The organism is Streptomyces sp. YPW6 (genome assembly GCF_018866325.1).
GTDB lineage: Bacteria > Actinomycetota > Actinomycetes > Streptomycetales > Streptomycetaceae > Streptomyces.
The window spans coordinates 5,577,635-5,595,195 of sequence record NZ_CP076457.1; the positions used below are offsets into that span (position 1 = coordinate 5,577,635).

Genomic DNA, 17,561 nt, shown 5'->3' on the forward strand with positions numbered 1-17,561 from the left:
AGAGGGTGCGCAGGGCACCCCGACCGCCCCCGGGGCCGGTTCAGTCCGCTCGTACGGCGAACACCGGCACCGACACCTCCTCGTCGTCCAGGCATGCCCCGGACGCCAGGTCGAAGCGCTGCTTCAGGAGCGGCGAGGCCACGAACGCCCGCCCGTCCGCCGAGCCGAGCAGCCCGCGCGAGAGGACGTACGCCCCGGTGAACGGGTCCCGGTTGCCGACCGCGTACACCCGGCCGGCCCGGTCCATGAAGACGGCCGCCTGGTCCCCGTCGGGCAGCAGCACCGCCACCCCCCGGCCGGGGATCAGCATCCCTCGCTCGCAGACCGTCAGCCAGTCCCCGCCGTGGGCGAGCCGGACGGATCCGGTGCCCCGCGCTGTCGTGCTCGTCGCCGTGGCCATCAGGACGCGGTCCCTTCGAGGGTGCGGACGGCGAGGACGGGTCCCGCGAGGAGTTCCAGATCCGGCTTGATCTGGTCCCTCTCCGGAAGGAACCTCACCGAGGGGTCGGGGGCGTCGGGGGCGTTGACGAAGGTGACGAACCGGCGCAGCCGGTCCGGGTCCTCGATGGTCGCCGCCCACTCGTCGCGGTAGCCCGCCACATGGTCGGCCATCAGCCGCTCCAGCTCCTCGCAGAGCCCCAGCGCGTCGTGCACGACCACGTCCCGGACGTGCTCCAGGCCGCCGTCGATCCGCTCCAGCCAGGCGGAGGTGCGCTCCAGCCGGTCGGCGGTACGGATGTAGAACATCAGGAACCGGTCGATCAGCCGCACCAGTTCGGCGTCCGAGAGGTCCTGGGCCAGCAGGTCCGCGTGGCGCGGGGTGGCCCCGCCGTTGCCGCCGACGTACAGATTCCAGCCCTGGGCGGTGGCGATGATCCCGAAGTCCTTGCCCCGGGCCTCCGCGCACTCGCGGGCGCAGCCCGAGACCGCCGACTTCAGCTTGTGCGGGGAGCGCAGCCCCCGGTAGCGCAGCTCCAGGTCGATCGCCATCCTCACCGAGTCCTGCACCCCGTAGCGGCACCAGGTCTGCCCCACACAGGACTTGACCGTGCGCAGCGACTTCCCGTACGCGTGCCCGGACTCGAAGCCCGCGTCCACCAGCCGGGTCCAGATCAGCGGGAGCTGGTCGACCCGGGCGCCGAAGAGGTCGATGCGCTGACCGCCCGTGATCTTCGTGTAGAGGCCGAAGTCGCGGGCCACCTCGCCGATGACGATGAGCTTCTCCGGGGTGATCTCGCCGCCCGGGATGCGCGGCACGACCGAGTACGAACCGTTGCGCTGGAGGTTGGCCAGGAAGTGGTCGTTGGTGTCCTGGAGCGCCGCCTGCTCGCCGTCCAGCACATAGCCGCTCGCCCCGACCGTGGGCGCCAGCGAGGCGATGACCGAGCCGACCGCCGGCTTGCAGACTTCGCAGCCGTCGCCGCCCCGCGCCTCCTCGCGGCCGTGCGAGTCGAGCAGTTCCACGAACGACGTGACCCCCAGGGTGCGGACGATCTCGTACAGCTCGCCGCGGCTGTACGGGAAGCAGCCGCACAGCCCCGCGTCCTCCGGCGGCGGCATCAGCTGCCCGATCACCTTGAGACAACTGCCGCATCCCGTACCGGCCTTGGTGCACCTCTTCACCTCGGGCAGGGTGGTGTGCCCGCAGACCGCGCCCTTGGTCACGTTGTGGCAGGAGCAGATCACCGCCTCGTCCGGCAGCGCGCCGGGGCCGAGCGACACCGGCCCGCCGCCCGGCCCGGCCGGCAGCACCAACTGCTCCGGGGCGACGGGCAGTACGGTGCCCGTCAGCGGGCGCAGCGTGCCGTAACCCTCCGCGTCCCCGACCAGCACTCCGCCCAGCAGGGTTCCGTCCGGGCCCATCACCAGCTTCTTGTAGACCCCCGCCCTGGCGTCGGAGTACACGACGTCGAGCGATCCTTCGGCCGCCCCGTGCGCGTCGCCGAACGAGGCCACGTCCACCCCGAGCAGCTTCAGCTTCGTGGACAGGTCCGCCCCGGTGAACGCGGACCGCCCGCCCGCGATCACCTCGGCCGCCGTCCGGGCCATCTCGTAGCCCGGCGCGACCAGCCCGTACACCCGGCCGTCGGCGGCCAGCGCGCACTCGCCGATCGCGAACACCGCCGGGTCCGAGGTCCGGCACTCCTCGTCCACGACGATCCCGCCGCGCTCCCCGACCGCGAGGCCGCACTCCCGGGCCAGCTGGTCCCGGGGCCGTACGCCCGCCGAGAAGACGACCAGATCCACGGCGAGCGAGGACCCGTCGGAGAGGGACATCCCGGTCACCGCCCCGTCCCCGCCCACGGTGACCTCCCGCGTACCGACCCCCGTGTGCACGCTCAGGCCCATGTCCTGGATCGTCCGCAGCAGCGCCGCGCCCCCGCCCTCGTCCACCTGGACCGGCATCAGCCGGGGCGCGAACTCCACCACATGCGTGGCGAGCCCGAGCCCCTTCAGCGCCCCGGCCGCCTCCAGGCCCAGCAGCCCGCCGCCCACCACCGCACCGGTCCCGGCGCCCTTCGCGTACTCCTCGATCGCGAGCAGGTCCTCGATCGTCCGGTACACGAAGCAGCCCCGGGCGTCCTTCCCCGGCACCGGCGGGACGAAGGGGTACGAGCCGGTCGCCAGCACCAGCGTGTCGTACGGGAACACCGCCCCGGACCGCGTGGTCACCGTCCGCCCCGCCCGGTCGACGGCGGTCGCCGGGTCGCCGACGTAGAGCTCGATGCCGTGCCGGGCCATGAAGTCCGGCTCCACCAGCGAGAGTTCCCCGGGACTCCGCCCGGCGAAGTACGAGCTGAGCCGCACCCGGTCGTAGGCGGGCCGGGGCTCCTCGCCGAGCACGACGACGCGGGAGCGGCCGGCCGCCGGGGTCAGCCCGCGCTCGGCCAGGGACTCCAGGAACCGCTGGCCGACCATGCCGTGCCCGACGACCACGATCGTCGGAACGGCGGTGTGCGCCGGGGCGTTCGGGGCGGCTTCGGGGGCGGTGGTGCGCGGCTCGAAGGTGGGCTCCGGCATCTCAGTGGCCTCCGTCGGTTGTCCTCATGCCCCGAGCCTGGGCGGGAGGTGTTTCCCGGCCGCATCCCGGCTGTTACCCGGGCGGAACCGTGCGCTCAGCGACCGCGCCGGGGGCATGTGAGGGCGACCGTGCCGAGGACATGCGAGGACATGCGAGGACATGCGAGGGCATGCGAGGACTTTCGGGGCGAGAGGCAGGGCGGGGGAGCGGAGGCCCGGCGACAGGCGTCTAAGGTCGGTTCGTGCCTGACATAACACTGACGACCCTGATCCTCCTCTGCCTCGCCGCGGCCGCCGCGGGCTGGATCGACGCGGTGGTGGGCGGCGGCGGACTGCTGCTCCTGCCCGCCCTGCTGCTCGGCCTGCCGCACGTACCGGCGGCCCAGGTCCTCGGCACGAACAAGGCCGTCGCGATCGTGGGCACCTCGGGCGCGGCGGTGACCTTCCTGCGGAAAGCCCCGGTACGGGTCGGGCTGGCGGTGCGGATCGGACTGATGGCGCTCGCCGGGTCGATGACGGGGGCGTTCTTCGCCGCCGGGATCAGCAGCGAGGTGCTCCGCCCGGTGATCATGGTGGTGCTGCTGGGGGTCGCGGCCTTCGTCCTGCTGCGCCCGTCCTTCGGTACGGCGGCGGCGGGCGACGGCACGGACCGGCCGGTCGCCCGAACCCGGATCATCACCGCGATCGTGCTGGTCGGTGGCGGGATCGGCTTCTACGACGGGCTGTTCGGGCCGGGCACCGGCACGTTCCTGGTGCTGGGCCTCACCGCCGTGCTCCACCTGGACCTGGTGACCGCGTCGGCCACCGCGAAGATCGTCAACGTGTGCACCAACGCGGGGGCGCTCGCGATGTTCGCCTACCAGGGCACCGTGCTGTGGCAGCTCGCGGCCGTGATGGCCGTGTTCAACCTGGCGGGCGGGATGATCGGGGCGAGGATGGCGCTGAGCCGGGGGAGCGGCTTCGTCCGGGCGGTGCTGCTGACGGTGGTGTTCTCGCTGGTCGCCAAGCTGGGCTTCGACCAGTGGAACGCGTAGGGCCCCAGGTGGTCAGCGCACGTCCGTGAGGTGCGCGTACGCCACCACGTTGCCCTGGTAGCCGGTCTCCTTCGAGAAGCCGCCGCCGCAGGTGATCAGCCGCAGCGCGGCGTGCGGCGCGTCGCCGTAGACGCGCTGGTCGGGGAAGTCGTCGTTGTCGTAGACCTCGATGGCGTCGATCGAGAACACGGCCGTGTGCCCGTCCCTGCGGTCCACCTCGACCCGGGTCCCCTTGGCCAGGGCGCCCAGGGCGTAGAAGACGGACGGGCCCTGGGCGTTGTCCACGTGCCCGGCCACGATCGCGGTGCCCCGCGCGCCGGGCGGGACACCGTCCTCGTACCAGCCCGCGAGATTGCGGTCCTCGTCCGGCGGTACGTCGAGACTGCCGTCGGCGGTCAGCCCGAGCGGCGTCATCGGCGCGTCCACCTCGATGGCCGGGATGCGGATGCGGACCGGGTCGGAGGGGTCCAGCGGCTCGGCGACCGGGGAGCCGGGCTGGAGCTGGGGCCCGGCGGCGAAGGCCTGGGCGCTGGAGGGCTGCGGCGGCATCACCTGGCCGCCGGGCCCGTTCTGGATGAGCCAGATGCCGCACAGCACGGCGATGCCCACCAGCCAGCCCTTGGCCTTCTGCGCGCTCGGTGACACGGCGTCGTCCTCGGTCGGTGGTCCGGGGCGGGCGGGACGCGCTCGGGGACGCGCCCCGCCCGGTCAAGGGGGGAAGCGGCGGTTCGGCTTCCCATGGCGCCTGCGGGGCGTCATTCCCGCGGCGCCCTCGGTTCCGACGGCGCCTTCGGGAGGTCATTCCCGCGGCGCCCTCGGTTCAGCTTCCTTCGGCGCCCTCGGAGCGGCGGCGCAGCAGCCACAGCCCGCCGACGGCGGCCAGACCGATCACGCCGACGCCGAGGGCGACCTGCGTGGAGTTCGGTTCGACGCTGCCGCCGACCCCGGTCCGCACATGGCCGGACGGTCGGTCGTGGACGGGCTTCTCGTGCTTGCCGCCGCCGATCACCTCCAGGTCGCCGACCGCGTCCTTGCCGTTGTCGCACGAGACGACGATCTCGTAGACGCCGGGCCGGGTGTCGTGCGGCACGGTGAACCGGCCGACCACGACCTCCTTGTGGGTCCCGGGACGCACCTCGAAGTCCCCGGCGTCCAGGGCGTTCGCGTCGCCGATGCCCGAGCCCTTCTTGCCGCAGGCGGTGGTGTTCACGGTGATGGTGGCGCCGGGCGGAGCGGTCGCCGGGGTGATCTCCAGACGGCCGAAGTCGCCCGCGTACGCGGACGGAGCGGCGGCGGTGAGACCGAACGCGATGACGGTGAACGCGGCACCGACGGTGCCGGTCACGAGGCGGGCAGGACTGCGCATGGGGATCCTCCGGGCAGACGGCGCGAACGGGTGTGTCCTGACCCCGAGCCAACGGGGGTGCGGCCCGCCACGCCTCCTGACGCCGGGTCAGCATTCACCCGTACGGACCGGCGCGGCACTCTTGCCCGGATGGATCACCGCAGGTCGCGGCGGTGCGGCTGCGCCGTTCGGTCCGTGCCGGCGCGCCGGGTGCCGATCGGGTGAGGCGTACGTGCGATGTGACGCGGGTCACACGTGTGGCCCGGTGGGTCGCGGGCACACGCACAGCACCCCCCACGGGACGGACCCCCGCCCCCCACGGACCCGTTCCCACCGGTCCACTCCCCCCTGGACCGGTGGGAACGGCGTCGGCCCTCCTCCGGCCGGCCGTCACCCGCGGGTCACGCTGCGCCTGTGGCGCTCCAGGTGATCTGCGGCGGGCGCACCCGGGCGCACAGCGGTCGGCCCCGGGGGTCGGTGAGCCCGAGCCGCCCCGTGAGCTGCCCGGAGCGCGCGGCGGCGGCGAGGACGTCCGGCTCGATGTCGCTGAACATGAGCTTCGCGCGCCGGAACATGGTGAAGACCCCGGCGTCGTCCACCGTGCCCCACGACAGATAGACGAACCGCCCGCCCAGCCGGTTCTGGACGTACGGGCCCGACACCTCGACCCCGTCCTCCGTCACGGTGGCCGTGCAGTCGAGCACCCACGACGCGGAGGGGGCGTCCCCGGGGTGCAGGCCGAGCAGCTCGCCCGGCCGGTCCTTGCGCTGCACACCGACGTGGATGTTCTCGTAGCCGGGAAGGTCGCCGTCCGGGACGCAGGCGCGGCCGGGGAGGGCCGACGCCTCGATGTGGATCTGCATGCCCCCATGGTCCGCCACGGCCGGGGCCGCCGTGCCCCCGCCCCTCGGCGCGGAGCCCGGCCCTCCCGCCGGGAGTCTCACACGGCGTCCTCCGGGGTGCCGTCGTACACCGCGCCCAGGTCCCTCATCAGGTCCTCGTCCACCGGGAACACGGTGTCGTCGATCCGCCCCACCGGCGCGATGCCCTGCGAGTTGCAGACGAAGGCGGCGGAGAAGCGGCCGACCCCGTCCGGCCCGGCCAGTGTCACCGGGCGGCGCACCGAGGGCCGTCCCGCCCGCTCCAGCCCCTGTTCCAGCAGCGTCATGGTGATGCCGGTCAGAGCCGGGGCGTCGGGCCACACCACCGAGCCGGAAGTCCCGTCCCGGAAGCCGATGTTGGTGATGGCCCCCTCGGTCACCACGCCGCCCGGCGCGGTCAGCAGCGCGTCGTCGAACCCCGCCCGCCCGGCCAGCATCCCGTAGTACGTCTGCCCGAACTCGCCGGGCCGCTTGATGTGCGGGGCGGTACGCGCGTACGGCACCGACATCAGGCTCCGTGCCCCGGACGGCATGGCGGCGGGCTCCCGGACCGTCACCATCAGCGTCGTGTGCGTCGCCCCGGGCGGCAGGTAGGCGTTCACCCGCACCGAGGCGTCCCGCCGCCCCGCCCCGCCCAGGGCGTGCCGGATCAGCTCCCGCACCCGGTCGCCGCGCACCGGCAGGCCGAACAGCTCCCGGTTCGCGGCGTCCAGCCGTGCGAGGTGCAGGCCCAGCCCCCGCGCCCGGCCGTCCCGCACCTGGAGCGCGGTGAAGTGGCCGAAGCCGTACAGCGCGGGGATCCGCAGGGTCTCCTCGGTGGCAGGGTGGCCGTCGAGCTCGATGTGGAGGGCGGGCGGCGGTGTCGTCATGCGGCCACCGTAGAGGGAGCGCGTCGACACGGGCGGGGCTTGACCTCAACCATGGTTGAGGCGGAAGGGTCGATCGCATGGACACCACAGCCGCATCCACGTCACCCATCCCGCCCACGACGTCCGCCCCGCAGAGCTCATCAGGCTCAGCTGCCTCGAAGGCGGCGCCTGCCCCGCAGACCTCATCCGCTTCGCAGAGCGCAGCGGCCGCATCGGCCGATGCGGCTCCCCTCAAGGCCGCCGTCATCCTCGGCAGCAACCGGGACGGCCGCTTCGGCCCCGTCATCGCCGACTGGTTTATGGGCCGAGCGGCCGGACACCCCGGCATCGAGACCGACCTGATCGACGTCGCCGAGGCCGGCCTGCCGACCGCGATCACCTTCAGTCCGGGCCCACAGGAGGCGGCGCGTCTCGCCGCGGTCTCCGAACGGCTCGCCGCGGCCGACGCCTTCGTCGTCCTCACCCCCGAGTACAACCACTCGTTCCCCGCACCGCTGAAGACGCTCATCGACTGGCACGGCGCCGAATGGCAGGCCAAACCCGTCGCCTTCGTGTCGTACGGCGGCATCTCCGGCGGGCTGCGCGCCGTCGAACAGCTCCGGCAGGTCTTCGCCGAACTGCACACCGTCACCGTCCGCGACACCGTGTCCTTCCACAACGCGGGCGCCCTCTTCGACGACGAAGGGCGCCACCGGGACCCCGGCCCCGCCGACGCGGCCGCCAAGGTGCTGCTCGACCAGGTGGTGTGGTGGGGCACCGCCCTGCGCGACGCCAGGAGCGCCCGTCCGTACGGCGCCTGACGCCCGATGGGCCGACAATCGGACCGAAGGCCCGCGGGCAGAGCGCCCGCCGTAGTCCGTATCCCGAGGAGACCGACGATGACAGCGCCGGCCGCATGGCTGACCGTACTGACCACGACCGACAGCGAGGACAAGGCCCACGCCCTGGCGCAGTCGGCGGTGGAGGCCAGGCTGGTGGCCTGCGCGCAGATCTCCGCCCCCGTCACCTCCGTCTACCGGTGGCAGAACGCCATCGAGACGAGTGAGGAGTGGCAGGTGCTCTTCAAGACGACGGCGGAGCGCTACGACGAACTGGAGGAGCACCTCCAGCGGGAGCACGACTACGACACGCCGGAGATCATCGCCCTGCCGGTGATCCGGGGAAGCGCCCGCTACCTCGGCTGGGTGACGGCGGAGACGGCCCCTCCGGCGGCCCTGTGACGGCGGCGGACATGACCACCCCCGCCCCGGGCGCCGGCGCCGCCGATGCCGAGCTGCCCTTCTTCGTGTACGGGACGCTGCTGCCGGGTGAACCCAACCACGACCTGTTCCTGCGGGGCCGTACGGCGGAGGAGCGCCCGGCCGTGCTGCCCCGGGCCCTCCTCTACGACGGCCCCGGCTACCCGTACGCCATCGAGGGCCACGGCCGCGTCCACGGCACCCTGCTCGTCGCCGCGCCCGGGGTGTACGGGGAGCTGCTCGGGCTGCTGGACCACCTGGAGGAGTTCCTCGGCCCCGGCCACCCGCGCAACCTGTACGAACGTGTCGTCCGCGAGGTCGAGCCGCGGGACTCCGGCGACGGGGGCTCCGTGCGGGCCTGGGTCTACCTCGCCGCGGCCGCCGTCACCCGTTCCCTGCGGACCGGCGGCGTCCTCATCCCCGAGGGGCGGTGGATCACCGGACGCACCAGGGACGGCTCCTGAGAGGACGCGCCTCCGGCCGCGGGACCCGGTCCTGCGGCCGTCCCGGCTCCCGCCGGACTCGTATGGGCGGGCGTCGGGCTCTTGGGGGCCGCGCCGGGGCCCCGCGCCGGACTCACCGGGACGCGCGGGGGCCCGCGTCGGGATTCCCTCGGGCTCACGGGGCTCCGCGCCGGGATTCCCCGGGGGTGCGGCGGAGCGCTTGCGCCGGACGTCCCCCGCCCGGCGCAAGCCGCTCCGTCGCACCCTCCGGGCCTGCCAGCGCACCCCCCGGGCCCGTCAGGGCACCCCGGCCCGTCAGCGCGCCCCGGCCGCCAGCGCCTCGGCCACGCCTGCCTCCTCGGGCCCCAGGAAGCGCGGGTCGGGCCGGAACACGGTGTCCAGGGCCGCCTTCCCCGAGGCGGCCAGCTCCCGGACGCCGCCGTAGTACCAGGTGGCGTCCCGGGGTTCGTCGACCCCGACGCCGTACGCGTCGATCCCGGCGGACCGGCACAGCGCGACCGCCCGGTGGATGTGGAACCCCTGACTCACCAGCACCGCCCGGTCGACCCCGAAGATCTTCTTGGCCCGGACACAGGAGTCCCAGGAGTCGAATCCGGCGTAGTCGCTCACGATCCGCTCGTCGGGCACCCCGCGTTCGGTGAGATACGTGCGCATCGCGTCCGGCTCGTCGTACTCCACCCGGCTGTTGTCCCCGGTGACGAGGACGACCTTGGCCTTCCCGGTCCGGTACAGCTCGGCCGCCGCGTCCAGCCGGTGCGCGAGATACGGGGTCGGCCGGCCGTTCCACAACCCGGCCCCGAACACCACGGCGACCTCCCGGGCCGGAGCCTCGGCCGTCGTGCCCACCCGGTCACCGGCCGCCAGGCGCATCCAGGTCGCGGGCACCAGCGCCAGCACACAGACGGCCATCAGCCCCTGCACCAGCCGCCGTTGCCCCCGTCGGGTACGCGGCAGCCGCAGCAGGGCCGGCCACCGGACCTCCCTCAGCCGTCGCCCGAGCCGCTTCCGTCTCTCCCCGCTCTTCCCGCGCATCGCAACCCCCGATCTTCAACGTCGTCCGTCGGCCGTGCCGTACGCGCACTCCTGCCGCCACCCCACCTGACGACCTGGGCAAGGCAAAGGTTCGCCCGCCGCCCCGGATGTGGCATCCGACACCTGGCGCACACCGCCCCTCCCCGGCCCCGCACATCGTCCCCGCCCCCGCCGTGAGGCGGCGGAAAACACCGGTGACCCTCACGCAACGGCCCGGCAACCTCCGCCCGGCATCATCGGTCCATGACGGAGCCGGCCCCGGAACAGCCCCAGCAGTCACCCCCGCTGACCGACAGCACCGCGCACCTCCTCGCCCGCATCACCGACCAGCTCGGCGCACAGCTCAGCCTCGTCTCCCGGAACGGAACCCGCAGACCCATGCACCGCACCCGGCACCCCGACCGCCCCACCGAGGACGGCGCCGCCTCCGCCCGGCCCCCGGCTGCCCCGGCCCTGGTCGCCGTGGCGCACGGCAGCCGCGACCCGCAGGCCCTGCGCACCGTGGAAGCCCTCCTGGACCGGGTCCGCGAGCTGCGCCCCGCTCTCGACGTCCGGCTCGGCCACATCGAGCTGAACGCGCCACTGCTCCCGGACACCCTGGACGGCCTGCGCGGGGCCGAAGCCGTCCTCGTACCGCTGCTCCTGGGGCGCGGCCACCACGTCAAGCGCGACCTGCCCGCCGCGACGGCCGCCGCCCCGGGCGTACGGACCCGGATCGCCGCGCCCCTCGGCCCGCACCCCCTGCTCGTCGAGGCGCTGTACGGGCGGCTCGTGGAGGCCGGCTGGGACCCCGCCGACCGGGACGGCCGACACGCGGGTGTGGTCCTCGCCGCCGCCGGGTCCCGCGACCCCGACTCCGCCCAGGACACCCGGCGCACCGCCCGCCTGCTCTCGATGCGCCTCGGCGTGCCCGTCGTCCCCGCGTACGCCTCCGCCGCCACGCCCACCGTCCCGGCCGCCCTGCGCGCCCTCGCCGCCCGGGGACGCCACCGGACCTTCGTCGCCTCGTACTTCACCGCCCCCGGCCGCTTCGCGAGCGCCTGCGCCGACGCCGTACCGCACCGGGCCGCCGCCCCGCTCGGCGCCCACCCGGCGATGGCCCGCCTCGTCCTGCACCGCTACGACCAGGCACGGACATCCCCAGGGTGCGCCCGGCCGGCCAGGCCGGACGCGCGTGCTCTGGCAGCGCACCTGGCCGCGTAGCCGTCACCCGCCACGGCCCCTTCCCGAGCTCTCCACTCCGTTCGAGCAGGGGAGACCCCGTCCGATTCCCCCTCCGCCCCGGCGATGCACGGCACCAGTCCCGTCCCCGATCCGGCCTGACCGGCCCGACCGGCCTGACGCCCCCTCGCCCCGCCGACGCTGTGAGCCTGCTCGCCCCCGCCTACGCCTGCTCCGACGCCGTGAGCCTGCTCGCCCCCGCCTGACATCCCGGCCCGCTCACGCCCGTTGTCCGTTCCGGTCGCTACTGTCGGGACCATGGACGGCACACAGGGCACACAGGGCGCACACGAGGCGGAAACGGTACACGGCACGCGCGGCGCACGAAGCGCGCAGAGCGGTCCGGGGGCGAGCCCCTACGGTCCCGCGGACACCGAGCGCTTCGACACCGAGGAGGACAAGCGGCCCGGCCGTACCGCCTTCCAGCGCGACCGCGCCCGGGTGCTGCACTCCGCTGCCCTGCGCCGGCTCGCCGGGAAGACCCAGGTCGTCACCCCCGGCACCCGGTCCCATCAGTGGGACGCCAGCCCGCGCACCCGGCTCACCCACTCCCTGGAGTGCGCCCAGGTCGGCCGGGAGCTCGGTGCGGTCCTCGGCTGCGACCCCGACCTGGTGGAGACGGCGTGCCTCGCGCACGACATGGGCCACCCCCCGTTCGGCCACAACGGCGAGCAGGCGATCGACGACTTCGCCTCCGACTGCGGCGGCTTCGAGGGCAACGCCCAGTCGCTGCGCCTGCTGACCCGCCTGGAGCCCAAGCGCTTCGTCCGCGACCCGCGCACCGGCGAGCTGGTCAGCGTCGGCCTCAACCTCACCCGGGCCGCCCTGGATGCCGCCACCAAGTACCCCTGGCCGCGCGGCGCGCACCCCACCGACCCGCACTCGGCGAAGTTCGGGGTGTACGCCGACGACCTCCCGGTCTTCGCCTGGGCCCGCGAAGGCGCCCCCGCGGACCGCACCTGCTTCGAGGCGCAGGTGATGGACTGGTCCGACGACGTGGCGTATTCGGTGCACGACTTCGAGGACGGCCTGCACGCCGGGCACATCGACCCCAACTGCCTCTACGCCGAGCCGGAGCGGGAGGAGATCTGGGCGGTCGCCATCGGCCGCTACGTCCCCGCCGACACCGACCCGCAGGAGCTGGCCGAGGCCCTGGACCGGCTGATCGACCAGGACTGGTGGCCGCACGGCTACGACGGCTCCGCCGTGGCCCAGGCCCGCCTGAAGGACGCCACCAGCCAGCTCATCGGCCGCTTCTGCCTCGAGGCCGAGACCGCGACCCGCGCGGTGTACGGTCCAGGACGCCTCGGCCGGTACGGCGCGGAGCTGGTCGTCCCGCGCGCCGTCCGCAACGAGTGCGCCGTCCTCAAGGCGGTCGCCGACCGTTACGTGATGCAGCGTGCGGAGCAGGAGACCCTCCGCGCCGACCAGCGCATCGTCATCGCCGAGCTGGCCGCCGCCCTCACCGCCCGCGCCCCCGAGGGCCTGGAGCCGCACTTCCGCGCCCTGTTCGACCAGGCCCCCGACGACCACGCCCGCAAGCGGGTGCTGATCGACCAGATCGCCGCCCTCACCGACGCCTCCGCACGATCCCTGCACGCCGCGCTCACCGCCCGTCGCGGCTGACCGGCAGACTGGGAGGGGCCGGACTTCTGACCACGGGGTGTGACCTGTCCGGGGCACACCCTCTTTCGCCATCACACTGTGTGCGGGACGCTCGCAGCTGTGGGGGCGCCGCGCAGCACAGCACTGAGGAGGCATCAAGTGGTCGACGCACACCAGACATTCGTCATCGTCGGAGCGGGACTCGCAGGGGCGAAGGCGGCCGAGACACTGCGGGCCGAAGGGTTCACCGGCCGGGTGATCCTCATCGGCGACGAGCGCGACCACCCCTACGAACGCCCGCCGCTCTCCAAGGGATACCTGGACGGCAAGGCCGACCGGGACAGCGTCTTCACCCACGAACGCCCCTGGTACGCGGGCGCCGACATCGAGCTGCACCTCGGCCAGCCGGTCACCGCGCTCGACCGGTACGCGAAGACCGTGCAGCTCGGCGACAACACCGTCATCCACTACGACAAGCTGCTGCTGGCCACCGGCTCCGAACCACGCCGCCTCGACATCCCCGGCACCGACCTGGCCGGCGTCCACCACCTGCGCCGCCTCGCCCACGCCGACCGGCTGCGCAACGTGCTCGCCGCCCTCGGCCGCGACAACGGCCACCTGGTCATCGCCGGAGCCGGCTGGATCGGCCTGGAGGTCGCCGCCGCAGCCCGCGGCTACGGCGCCGAGGTGACCGTCGTCGAGGCCGAGCCGACCCCGCTGCACCAGGTCATCGGCCCCGAGCTGGGCCAGATCTTCACCGAGCTGCACAGCTCGCACGGCGTCCGCTTCCACTTCGGAGCCCGCCTCACCGAGATCACCGGCCAGGACGGCATGGTGCTCACCGCCCGCACCGACGACGGCGAGGAGCACCCCGCCCACGACGTGCTCGCCGCGATCGGCGCCGCCCCGCGCTCCGCCCTCGCCGAGGCCGCGGGTCTGGAACTGGCCGAGCGCGCCCACGGCGGCGGCATCGCCGTGGACGCCTCGCTGCGCACCTCCGACCCGCACATCTACGCCGCCGGGGACGTCGCGGCGGCCGCCCACCCGCTGCTCGGCACCCGGCTGCGCGTCGAGCACTGGGCCAACGCCCTGAACGGCGGACCGGCCGCCGCCCGCGCCATGCTCGGCCAGGACGTCACGTACGACCGGATCCCGTACTTCTTCTCCGACCAGTACGACCTGGGCCTCGAATACTCCGGCTGGGCCCCGCCCGGCTCCTACGACGAGGTGATCATCCGGGGCGACGCCGGGAAGCGGGAGTTCATCGCGTTCTGGCTGAAGGACCGCCGCGTCCTCGCCGGGATGAACGTCAACGTGTGGGATGTCACCGAGACGATCCAGGAGCTGATCCGGGCCCGTCAGCAGCACGACCCCGAGGCCCTCGCCGACCCGTCGGTCCCGCTGGACTCCCTGCTCTGAGACGTACGGCCGGGGGCGCGGGCCGCGCCGCCCGCACCCCGGCCCACCGCCCGGGTCCCGGCCGCCCGCCCGCCGGGACCCGGGCTGTCCGAGGTCACCCGTAGACTTCATGCGTGGCCGGAAGGATCAATGACGACGACGTGAAGGCGGTACGGGACGCGGTCCCGATCGACGCCGTCGTGTCCGAGTACCTCCAGCTGCGCAACGCGGGCGGCGGGAATCTCAAGGGCCTCTGCCCCTTCCACGACGAGAAGTCCCCCTCCTTCCAGGTCAGCCCCTCCAAGGGCCTGTTCCACTGCTTCGGCTGCCAGGAGGGCGGCGACACGATCGCCTTCGTGATGAAGATCGACCACCTCTCCTTCTCGGAGACGGTCGAGCGCCTCGCCGCCAAGGCGGGCATCACCCTGCGGTACGAGGAGGGCGGCTACAACCCCTCCCACCAGCGCGGCGAACGCATCCGGCTGATCGAGGCCCACCAGGCCGCCGCCGAGTTCTACGTCCGCGCCCTGGAGAGCCCCGAGGCCGAGATCGCCCGCACGTTCCTCGCCGAACGCGGCTTCGACCAGGAGGCCGCCACCCACTTCCGGGTCGGCTACAGCCCGGCCGGCTGGGACCACCTCACCCGCTATCTGCGCGGCAAGGGCTTCAGCGACAAGGAGCTGATCACCTCCGGCCTCTCCCAGGACGGCCGGCGCGGCCCCATCGACCGCTTCCGCGGCCGCCTCATGTGGCCGATCAGCGACACCGCGGGCGACATCGTCGGCTTCGGCGCCCGCAAGCTCCGCGACGACGACAACGGCCCGAAGTACCTGAACACCCCCGAGACCCCGGTCTACAAGAAGTCCCAGGTGCTGTACGGCATCGACCTGGCGAAGAAGGACATCGCCAAGGCCAGCCGCGCCGTCGTCGTCGAGGGCTACACCGACGTCATGGCCTGCCACCTCGCCGGGGTCACCACCGCCATCGCCACCTGTGGCACCGCCTTCGGCAACGACCACATCAAGATCCTGCGCCGCCTCCTCATGGACAACGGCAGCGCCCGCGTGATCTTCACCTTCGACGGCGACTCGGCCGGCCAGAAGGCCGCCCTGCGCGCTTTCGAGGACGATCAGAAGTTCGCCGCCGAGACCTACATCGCCATCGCCCCGGACGGCATGGACCCCTGCGACCTGCGGCTCGTCAAGGGCGACGACGCCGTGCGCGATCTCGCCGAGCCGCGCACCCCGCTCTTCGAGTTCGCGCTGCGCCAGATCGTCGGCCGCTACGACCTGGAGACCCCGGCCGGGCGCGCCGCCGCCCTCGACGAGGCCGCCGCCGTCGTCGCCAAGATCAAGACGAGCAGCGTGCAGCGCGAGGTCGCCGTCCAGCTCGCCGGTCTCGTCGGCATCCTCGACCAGGAGTTCGTCGTCCGCCGCGTCGCCCAGCTCGCCCGCTGGGCCCGCGACAAGGGCGGCGACCACCAGGACCGGGGCGGCCGGGGCGGACCCCAGGGCCGGGGCCCGCGCGGCGGCCCCCCGCAGCAGACCGCCCCCGCCCCGGCCCCCGCCTTCTCCGGCCCCGCGCTCAACCTCCGCAGCCCCGCCCACCGCACCGAGCGCGAACTGCTCAAGCTCGCCCTCCAGCGGCCCGCCCTGGTCTCCCCGGCCTTCGACGCGTACGGCGTGGACGAGTTCACCGCCCCGCCCTACGCCGCCGTGCGCCGCTGCATCGAGGAGGCGGGCGGCGCCGAGCAGGGCATCACCGACGACCGGGCGTATCTGGGCGCGGTCCTGGACGCCGCCCCCGACAACACCGTCCGCAACCTCGTCACCGAGCTGGCCGTCGAGGTCTTCCACGGCCGGACCATCGACGAGACCTACGCGGGCATGCACCTCGTCCACGTCCGGCTGCGCGCGGTGGACCGCCGCATCGCCGACGTACAGAGCAGCCTCGCCCGCCTCGGCAACCACGTCGCCCCCCAGGACCTGGCCGCCGCGCAGAACGAGGTGTGGGTGCTCCAGCAGTACGCCCAGACCCTGCGCGCCCACGGCGCCGCCGCCCTCTGAGCCCTCCCACCGGCCCGGCGGGACGGTAACCGCCCGGTGACGGACCGGAATCAGAAAGTGCCCGCACGCCCCTCGTGGCGGCCGTGTGCCGTACCCCACACTGGGGAATGTCTGAGGCATCGGAGCACGCCGGTCCGCAGGGGAACACCCGGGTCCGGACCGGCCTCCACCCCGTCATCCGGCAGCGATCACCTGGAGGTCGCCCCCGTGCAGACCCGGACCGTGACGACCACGACCGCGCCCGTGGCGGCCATCCCCGCGCAGAACAGGGCCCTGCACCACCCGGAGACCGCAGCCGGCCCGCCCGGACCCGCACCCGAGGCGGTCATGGTGGAAGCGACGCACCTCCCCGAACCGCCGGACCCCAGGAACCGGGCGGACTCCGGCGGCCCCACCTCCGACCTGTTCCGGCAGTATCTGCGCGAGATCGGCCGCATCCCGCTGCTCTCCGCCGCCGAGGAGGTCGAGCTCGCCCGCCGCGTCGAGGCCGGGCTCTTCGCCGAGGAACGCCTCGCCGGCACCCCGGACCTCGACTCCCGCCTCGCCGTGGACCTGGACCGGCTGGTGGTGATGGGCCGCACCGCCAAGCGCCGCCTCATCGAGGCCAACCTGCGCCTCGTCGTCTCCGTCGCCAAACGCTACGTGGGCCGCGGGCTGACCATGCTCGACCTCGTCCAGGAGGGGAACCTCGGTCTGATCCGGGCCGTGGAGAAGTTCGACTACGCCCGGGGCTACAAGTTCTCCACGTACGCCACCTGGTGGATCCGCCAGGCGATGTCCCGCGCCCTGGCCGACCAGGCCCGCACCATCCGCGTCCCCGTCCACGTCGTGGAACTGATCAACCGCGTGGTCCGTGTGCAGCGCCGCCTCCTTCAGGAGCGCGGCGTCGAACCGACCGCCGAGGACATCGCCGTCGAGCTGGACCTGACCCCCGAGCGGGTCACCGAAGTCCTCCGCCTGGCCCAGGAGCCGGTCTCCCTGCACGCCCCCGTCGGGGAGGAGGACGACGTCTCCTTCGGCGACCTCATCGAGGACGGCGACGCCGCGTCCCCCGTCGAGTCCGCCGCCTTCCTGCTGCTGCGCCAGCACCTGGAGGCGGTGCTCTCCACGCTCGGCGAGCGCGAACGCAAGGTCGTCCAGCTGCGCTACGGCCTGGACGACGGGCGGCCTCGCACCCTGGAGGAGATAGGACGGATCTTCGGCGTGACACGCGAACGTATCCGCCAGATCGAGTCCAAGACCCTCAGCAGACTGCGGGACCACGCCTTCGCCGACCAGCTCCGCGGCTACCTCGACTGACCCCTGCCGGGGAACCGGCCGTCCCGGCCGACGCCTCCGCGAACGGACGGCGGCCGAACCGCACGGGACGCATCAGCCCGCCCCCGCC

General features: G+C 73.8%; 16 protein-coding genes. 9 read left to right on the plus strand and 7 right to left on the minus strand.

Annotated features, from left to right (window positions below):
- Positions 1-40: 40 nt before the first annotated feature.
- Positions 41-400: a nitrite reductase small subunit NirD gene (nirD, locus tag KME66_RS24535; RefSeq protein WP_073216989.1), complete on the minus strand. Its 360-nt coding sequence runs from the start codon at positions 398-400 to the stop codon at positions 41-43.
- Positions 400-3,021 carry a nitrite reductase large subunit NirB gene (gene nirB / locus KME66_RS24540; RefSeq protein WP_216325959.1) on the minus strand — a complete coding sequence of 874 codons (2,622 nt, stop codon included), beginning with the start codon at positions 3,019-3,021 and terminating at the stop codon, positions 400-402. The genes nirD and nirB overlap by 1 nt, the downstream gene beginning before the upstream one ends.
- A gap of 242 nt (positions 3,022-3,263) precedes the next feature.
- Here nirB and KME66_RS24545 point away from each other — a divergent pair, with 242 nt between their 5' ends.
- The gene (locus KME66_RS24545) at positions 3,264-4,055 is read left to right on the plus strand and encodes a TSUP family transporter (protein WP_216325978.1); all 792 of its coding nucleotides are present in this window, start codon (positions 3,264-3,266) and stop codon (positions 4,053-4,055) included.
- A gap of 12 nt (positions 4,056-4,067) precedes the next feature.
- Here the strand turns inward: KME66_RS24545 and KME66_RS24550 are convergent, their stop codons facing one another.
- The 4 genes from KME66_RS24550 to KME66_RS24565 form a co-directional block, all read right to left on the minus strand.
- The gene (locus KME66_RS24550) at positions 4,068-4,700 is read right to left on the minus strand and encodes a class F sortase (RefSeq protein WP_216325981.1); all 633 of its coding nucleotides are present in this window, start codon (positions 4,698-4,700) and stop codon (positions 4,068-4,070) included.
- Positions 4,701-4,875: 175 nt separating this feature from the next.
- Positions 4,876-5,421: a hypothetical protein gene (locus KME66_RS24555; RefSeq protein WP_216325985.1), complete on the minus strand. Its 546-nt coding sequence runs from the start codon at positions 5,419-5,421 to the stop codon at positions 4,876-4,878.
- Positions 5,422-5,801: 380 nt separating this feature from the next.
- A complete protein-coding gene (locus KME66_RS24560) occupies positions 5,802-6,263 on the minus strand; it encodes a DUF5990 family protein (protein WP_216325989.1) in 462 nt (153 codons plus the stop codon).
- 77 nt (positions 6,264-6,340) lie between these two features.
- On the minus strand, positions 6,341-7,150 hold the full coding sequence (locus tag KME66_RS24565) for an aminotransferase class IV family protein (RefSeq protein ID WP_216325992.1): 810 nt from the start codon (positions 7,148-7,150) through the stop codon (positions 6,341-6,343).
- Positions 7,151-7,227: 77 nt separating this feature from the next.
- Between KME66_RS24565 and KME66_RS24570 the strand changes: the two genes are divergently transcribed.
- The 3 genes from KME66_RS24570 (at position 7,228) to KME66_RS24580 (ending at position 8,852) form a co-directional block, all read left to right on the plus strand.
- A complete protein-coding gene (locus KME66_RS24570) occupies positions 7,228-7,950 on the plus strand; it encodes an NADPH-dependent FMN reductase (protein ID WP_253208472.1) in 723 nt (240 codons plus the stop codon).
- Between the two features lie 78 nt (positions 7,951-8,028).
- Entirely contained in the window at positions 8,029-8,370 is a 342-nt protein-coding gene (gene cutA, locus KME66_RS24575) for a divalent-cation tolerance protein CutA (protein ID WP_073217002.1), read from the plus strand.
- Complete coding sequence (locus tag KME66_RS24580; RefSeq protein WP_216325995.1) at positions 8,367-8,852, plus strand: gamma-glutamylcyclotransferase family protein; 486 nt, start codon at positions 8,367-8,369, stop codon at positions 8,850-8,852. Before cutA ends, KME66_RS24580 begins: the two co-directional genes overlap by 4 nt.
- A gap of 294 nt (positions 8,853-9,146) precedes the next feature.
- On the opposite strand, the gene KME66_RS24585 is transcribed toward KME66_RS24580, so the two are convergent.
- The gene (locus KME66_RS24585) at positions 9,147-9,884 is read right to left on the minus strand and encodes an ElyC/SanA/YdcF family protein (protein ID WP_253208473.1); all 738 of its coding nucleotides are present in this window, start codon (positions 9,882-9,884) and stop codon (positions 9,147-9,149) included.
- A gap of 243 nt (positions 9,885-10,127) precedes the next feature.
- On the opposite strand from KME66_RS24585, the gene KME66_RS24590 reads away from it, so the two are divergent.
- From KME66_RS24590 to KME66_RS24610, 5 genes are all read left to right on the plus strand, one after another.
- The gene (locus KME66_RS24590; RefSeq protein WP_216325998.1) at positions 10,128-11,087 is read left to right on the plus strand and encodes a sirohydrochlorin chelatase; all 960 of its coding nucleotides are present in this window, start codon (positions 10,128-10,130) and stop codon (positions 11,085-11,087) included.
- A gap of 276 nt (positions 11,088-11,363) precedes the next feature.
- Positions 11,364-12,731, plus strand: coding sequence for a deoxyguanosinetriphosphate triphosphohydrolase (locus KME66_RS24595; protein ID WP_216326002.1), 1,368 nt, complete (start codon positions 11,364-11,366; stop codon positions 12,729-12,731).
- A 138-nt stretch (positions 12,732-12,869) separates the two neighbouring features.
- On the plus strand, positions 12,870-14,129 hold the full coding sequence (locus KME66_RS24600; protein WP_216326004.1) for an NAD(P)/FAD-dependent oxidoreductase: 1,260 nt from the start codon (positions 12,870-12,872) through the stop codon (positions 14,127-14,129).
- 113 nt (positions 14,130-14,242) lie between these two features.
- Complete coding sequence (gene dnaG / locus KME66_RS24605) at positions 14,243-16,174, plus strand: DNA primase (protein ID WP_073217015.1); 1,932 nt, start codon at positions 14,243-14,245, stop codon at positions 16,172-16,174.
- A 207-nt stretch (positions 16,175-16,381) separates the two neighbouring features.
- On the plus strand, positions 16,382-17,473 hold the full coding sequence (locus KME66_RS24610) for an RNA polymerase sigma factor (RefSeq protein ID WP_073217017.1): 1,092 nt from the start codon (positions 16,382-16,384) through the stop codon (positions 17,471-17,473).
- Positions 17,474-17,561 lie beyond the last annotated feature (88 nt).

Coding starts and splice junctions, on each gene's coding strand:
- nirD (WP_073216989.1), bottom strand. CDS start 400: ATGGCCACGGCGACGAGCACGACAGCGCGGGGCACCGGATCCGTCCGG.
- nirB (WP_216325959.1), bottom strand. CDS start 3,021: ATGCCGGAGCCCACCTTCGAGCCGCGCACCACCGCCCCCGAAGCCGCC.
- KME66_RS24555 (WP_216325985.1), bottom strand. CDS start 5,421: ATGCGCAGTCCTGCCCGCCTCGTGACCGGCACCGTCGGTGCCGCGTTC.
- KME66_RS24560 (WP_216325989.1), bottom strand. CDS start 6,263: ATGCAGATCCACATCGAGGCGTCGGCCCTCCCCGGCCGCGCCTGCGTC.
- KME66_RS24565 (WP_216325992.1), bottom strand. CDS start 7,150: ATGACGACACCGCCGCCCGCCCTCCACATCGAGCTCGACGGCCACCCT.
- KME66_RS24570 (WP_253208472.1), top strand. CDS start 7,228: ATGGACACCACAGCCGCATCCACGTCACCCATCCCGCCCACGACGTCC.
- cutA (WP_073217002.1), top strand. CDS start 8,029: ATGACAGCGCCGGCCGCATGGCTGACCGTACTGACCACGACCGACAGC.
- KME66_RS24585 (WP_253208473.1), bottom strand. CDS start 9,884: ATGCGCGGGAAGAGCGGGGAGAGACGGAAGCGGCTCGGGCGACGGCTG.
- KME66_RS24590 (WP_216325998.1), top strand. CDS start 10,128: ATGACGGAGCCGGCCCCGGAACAGCCCCAGCAGTCACCCCCGCTGACC.
- KME66_RS24595 (WP_216326002.1), top strand. CDS start 11,364: ATGGACGGCACACAGGGCACACAGGGCGCACACGAGGCGGAAACGGTA.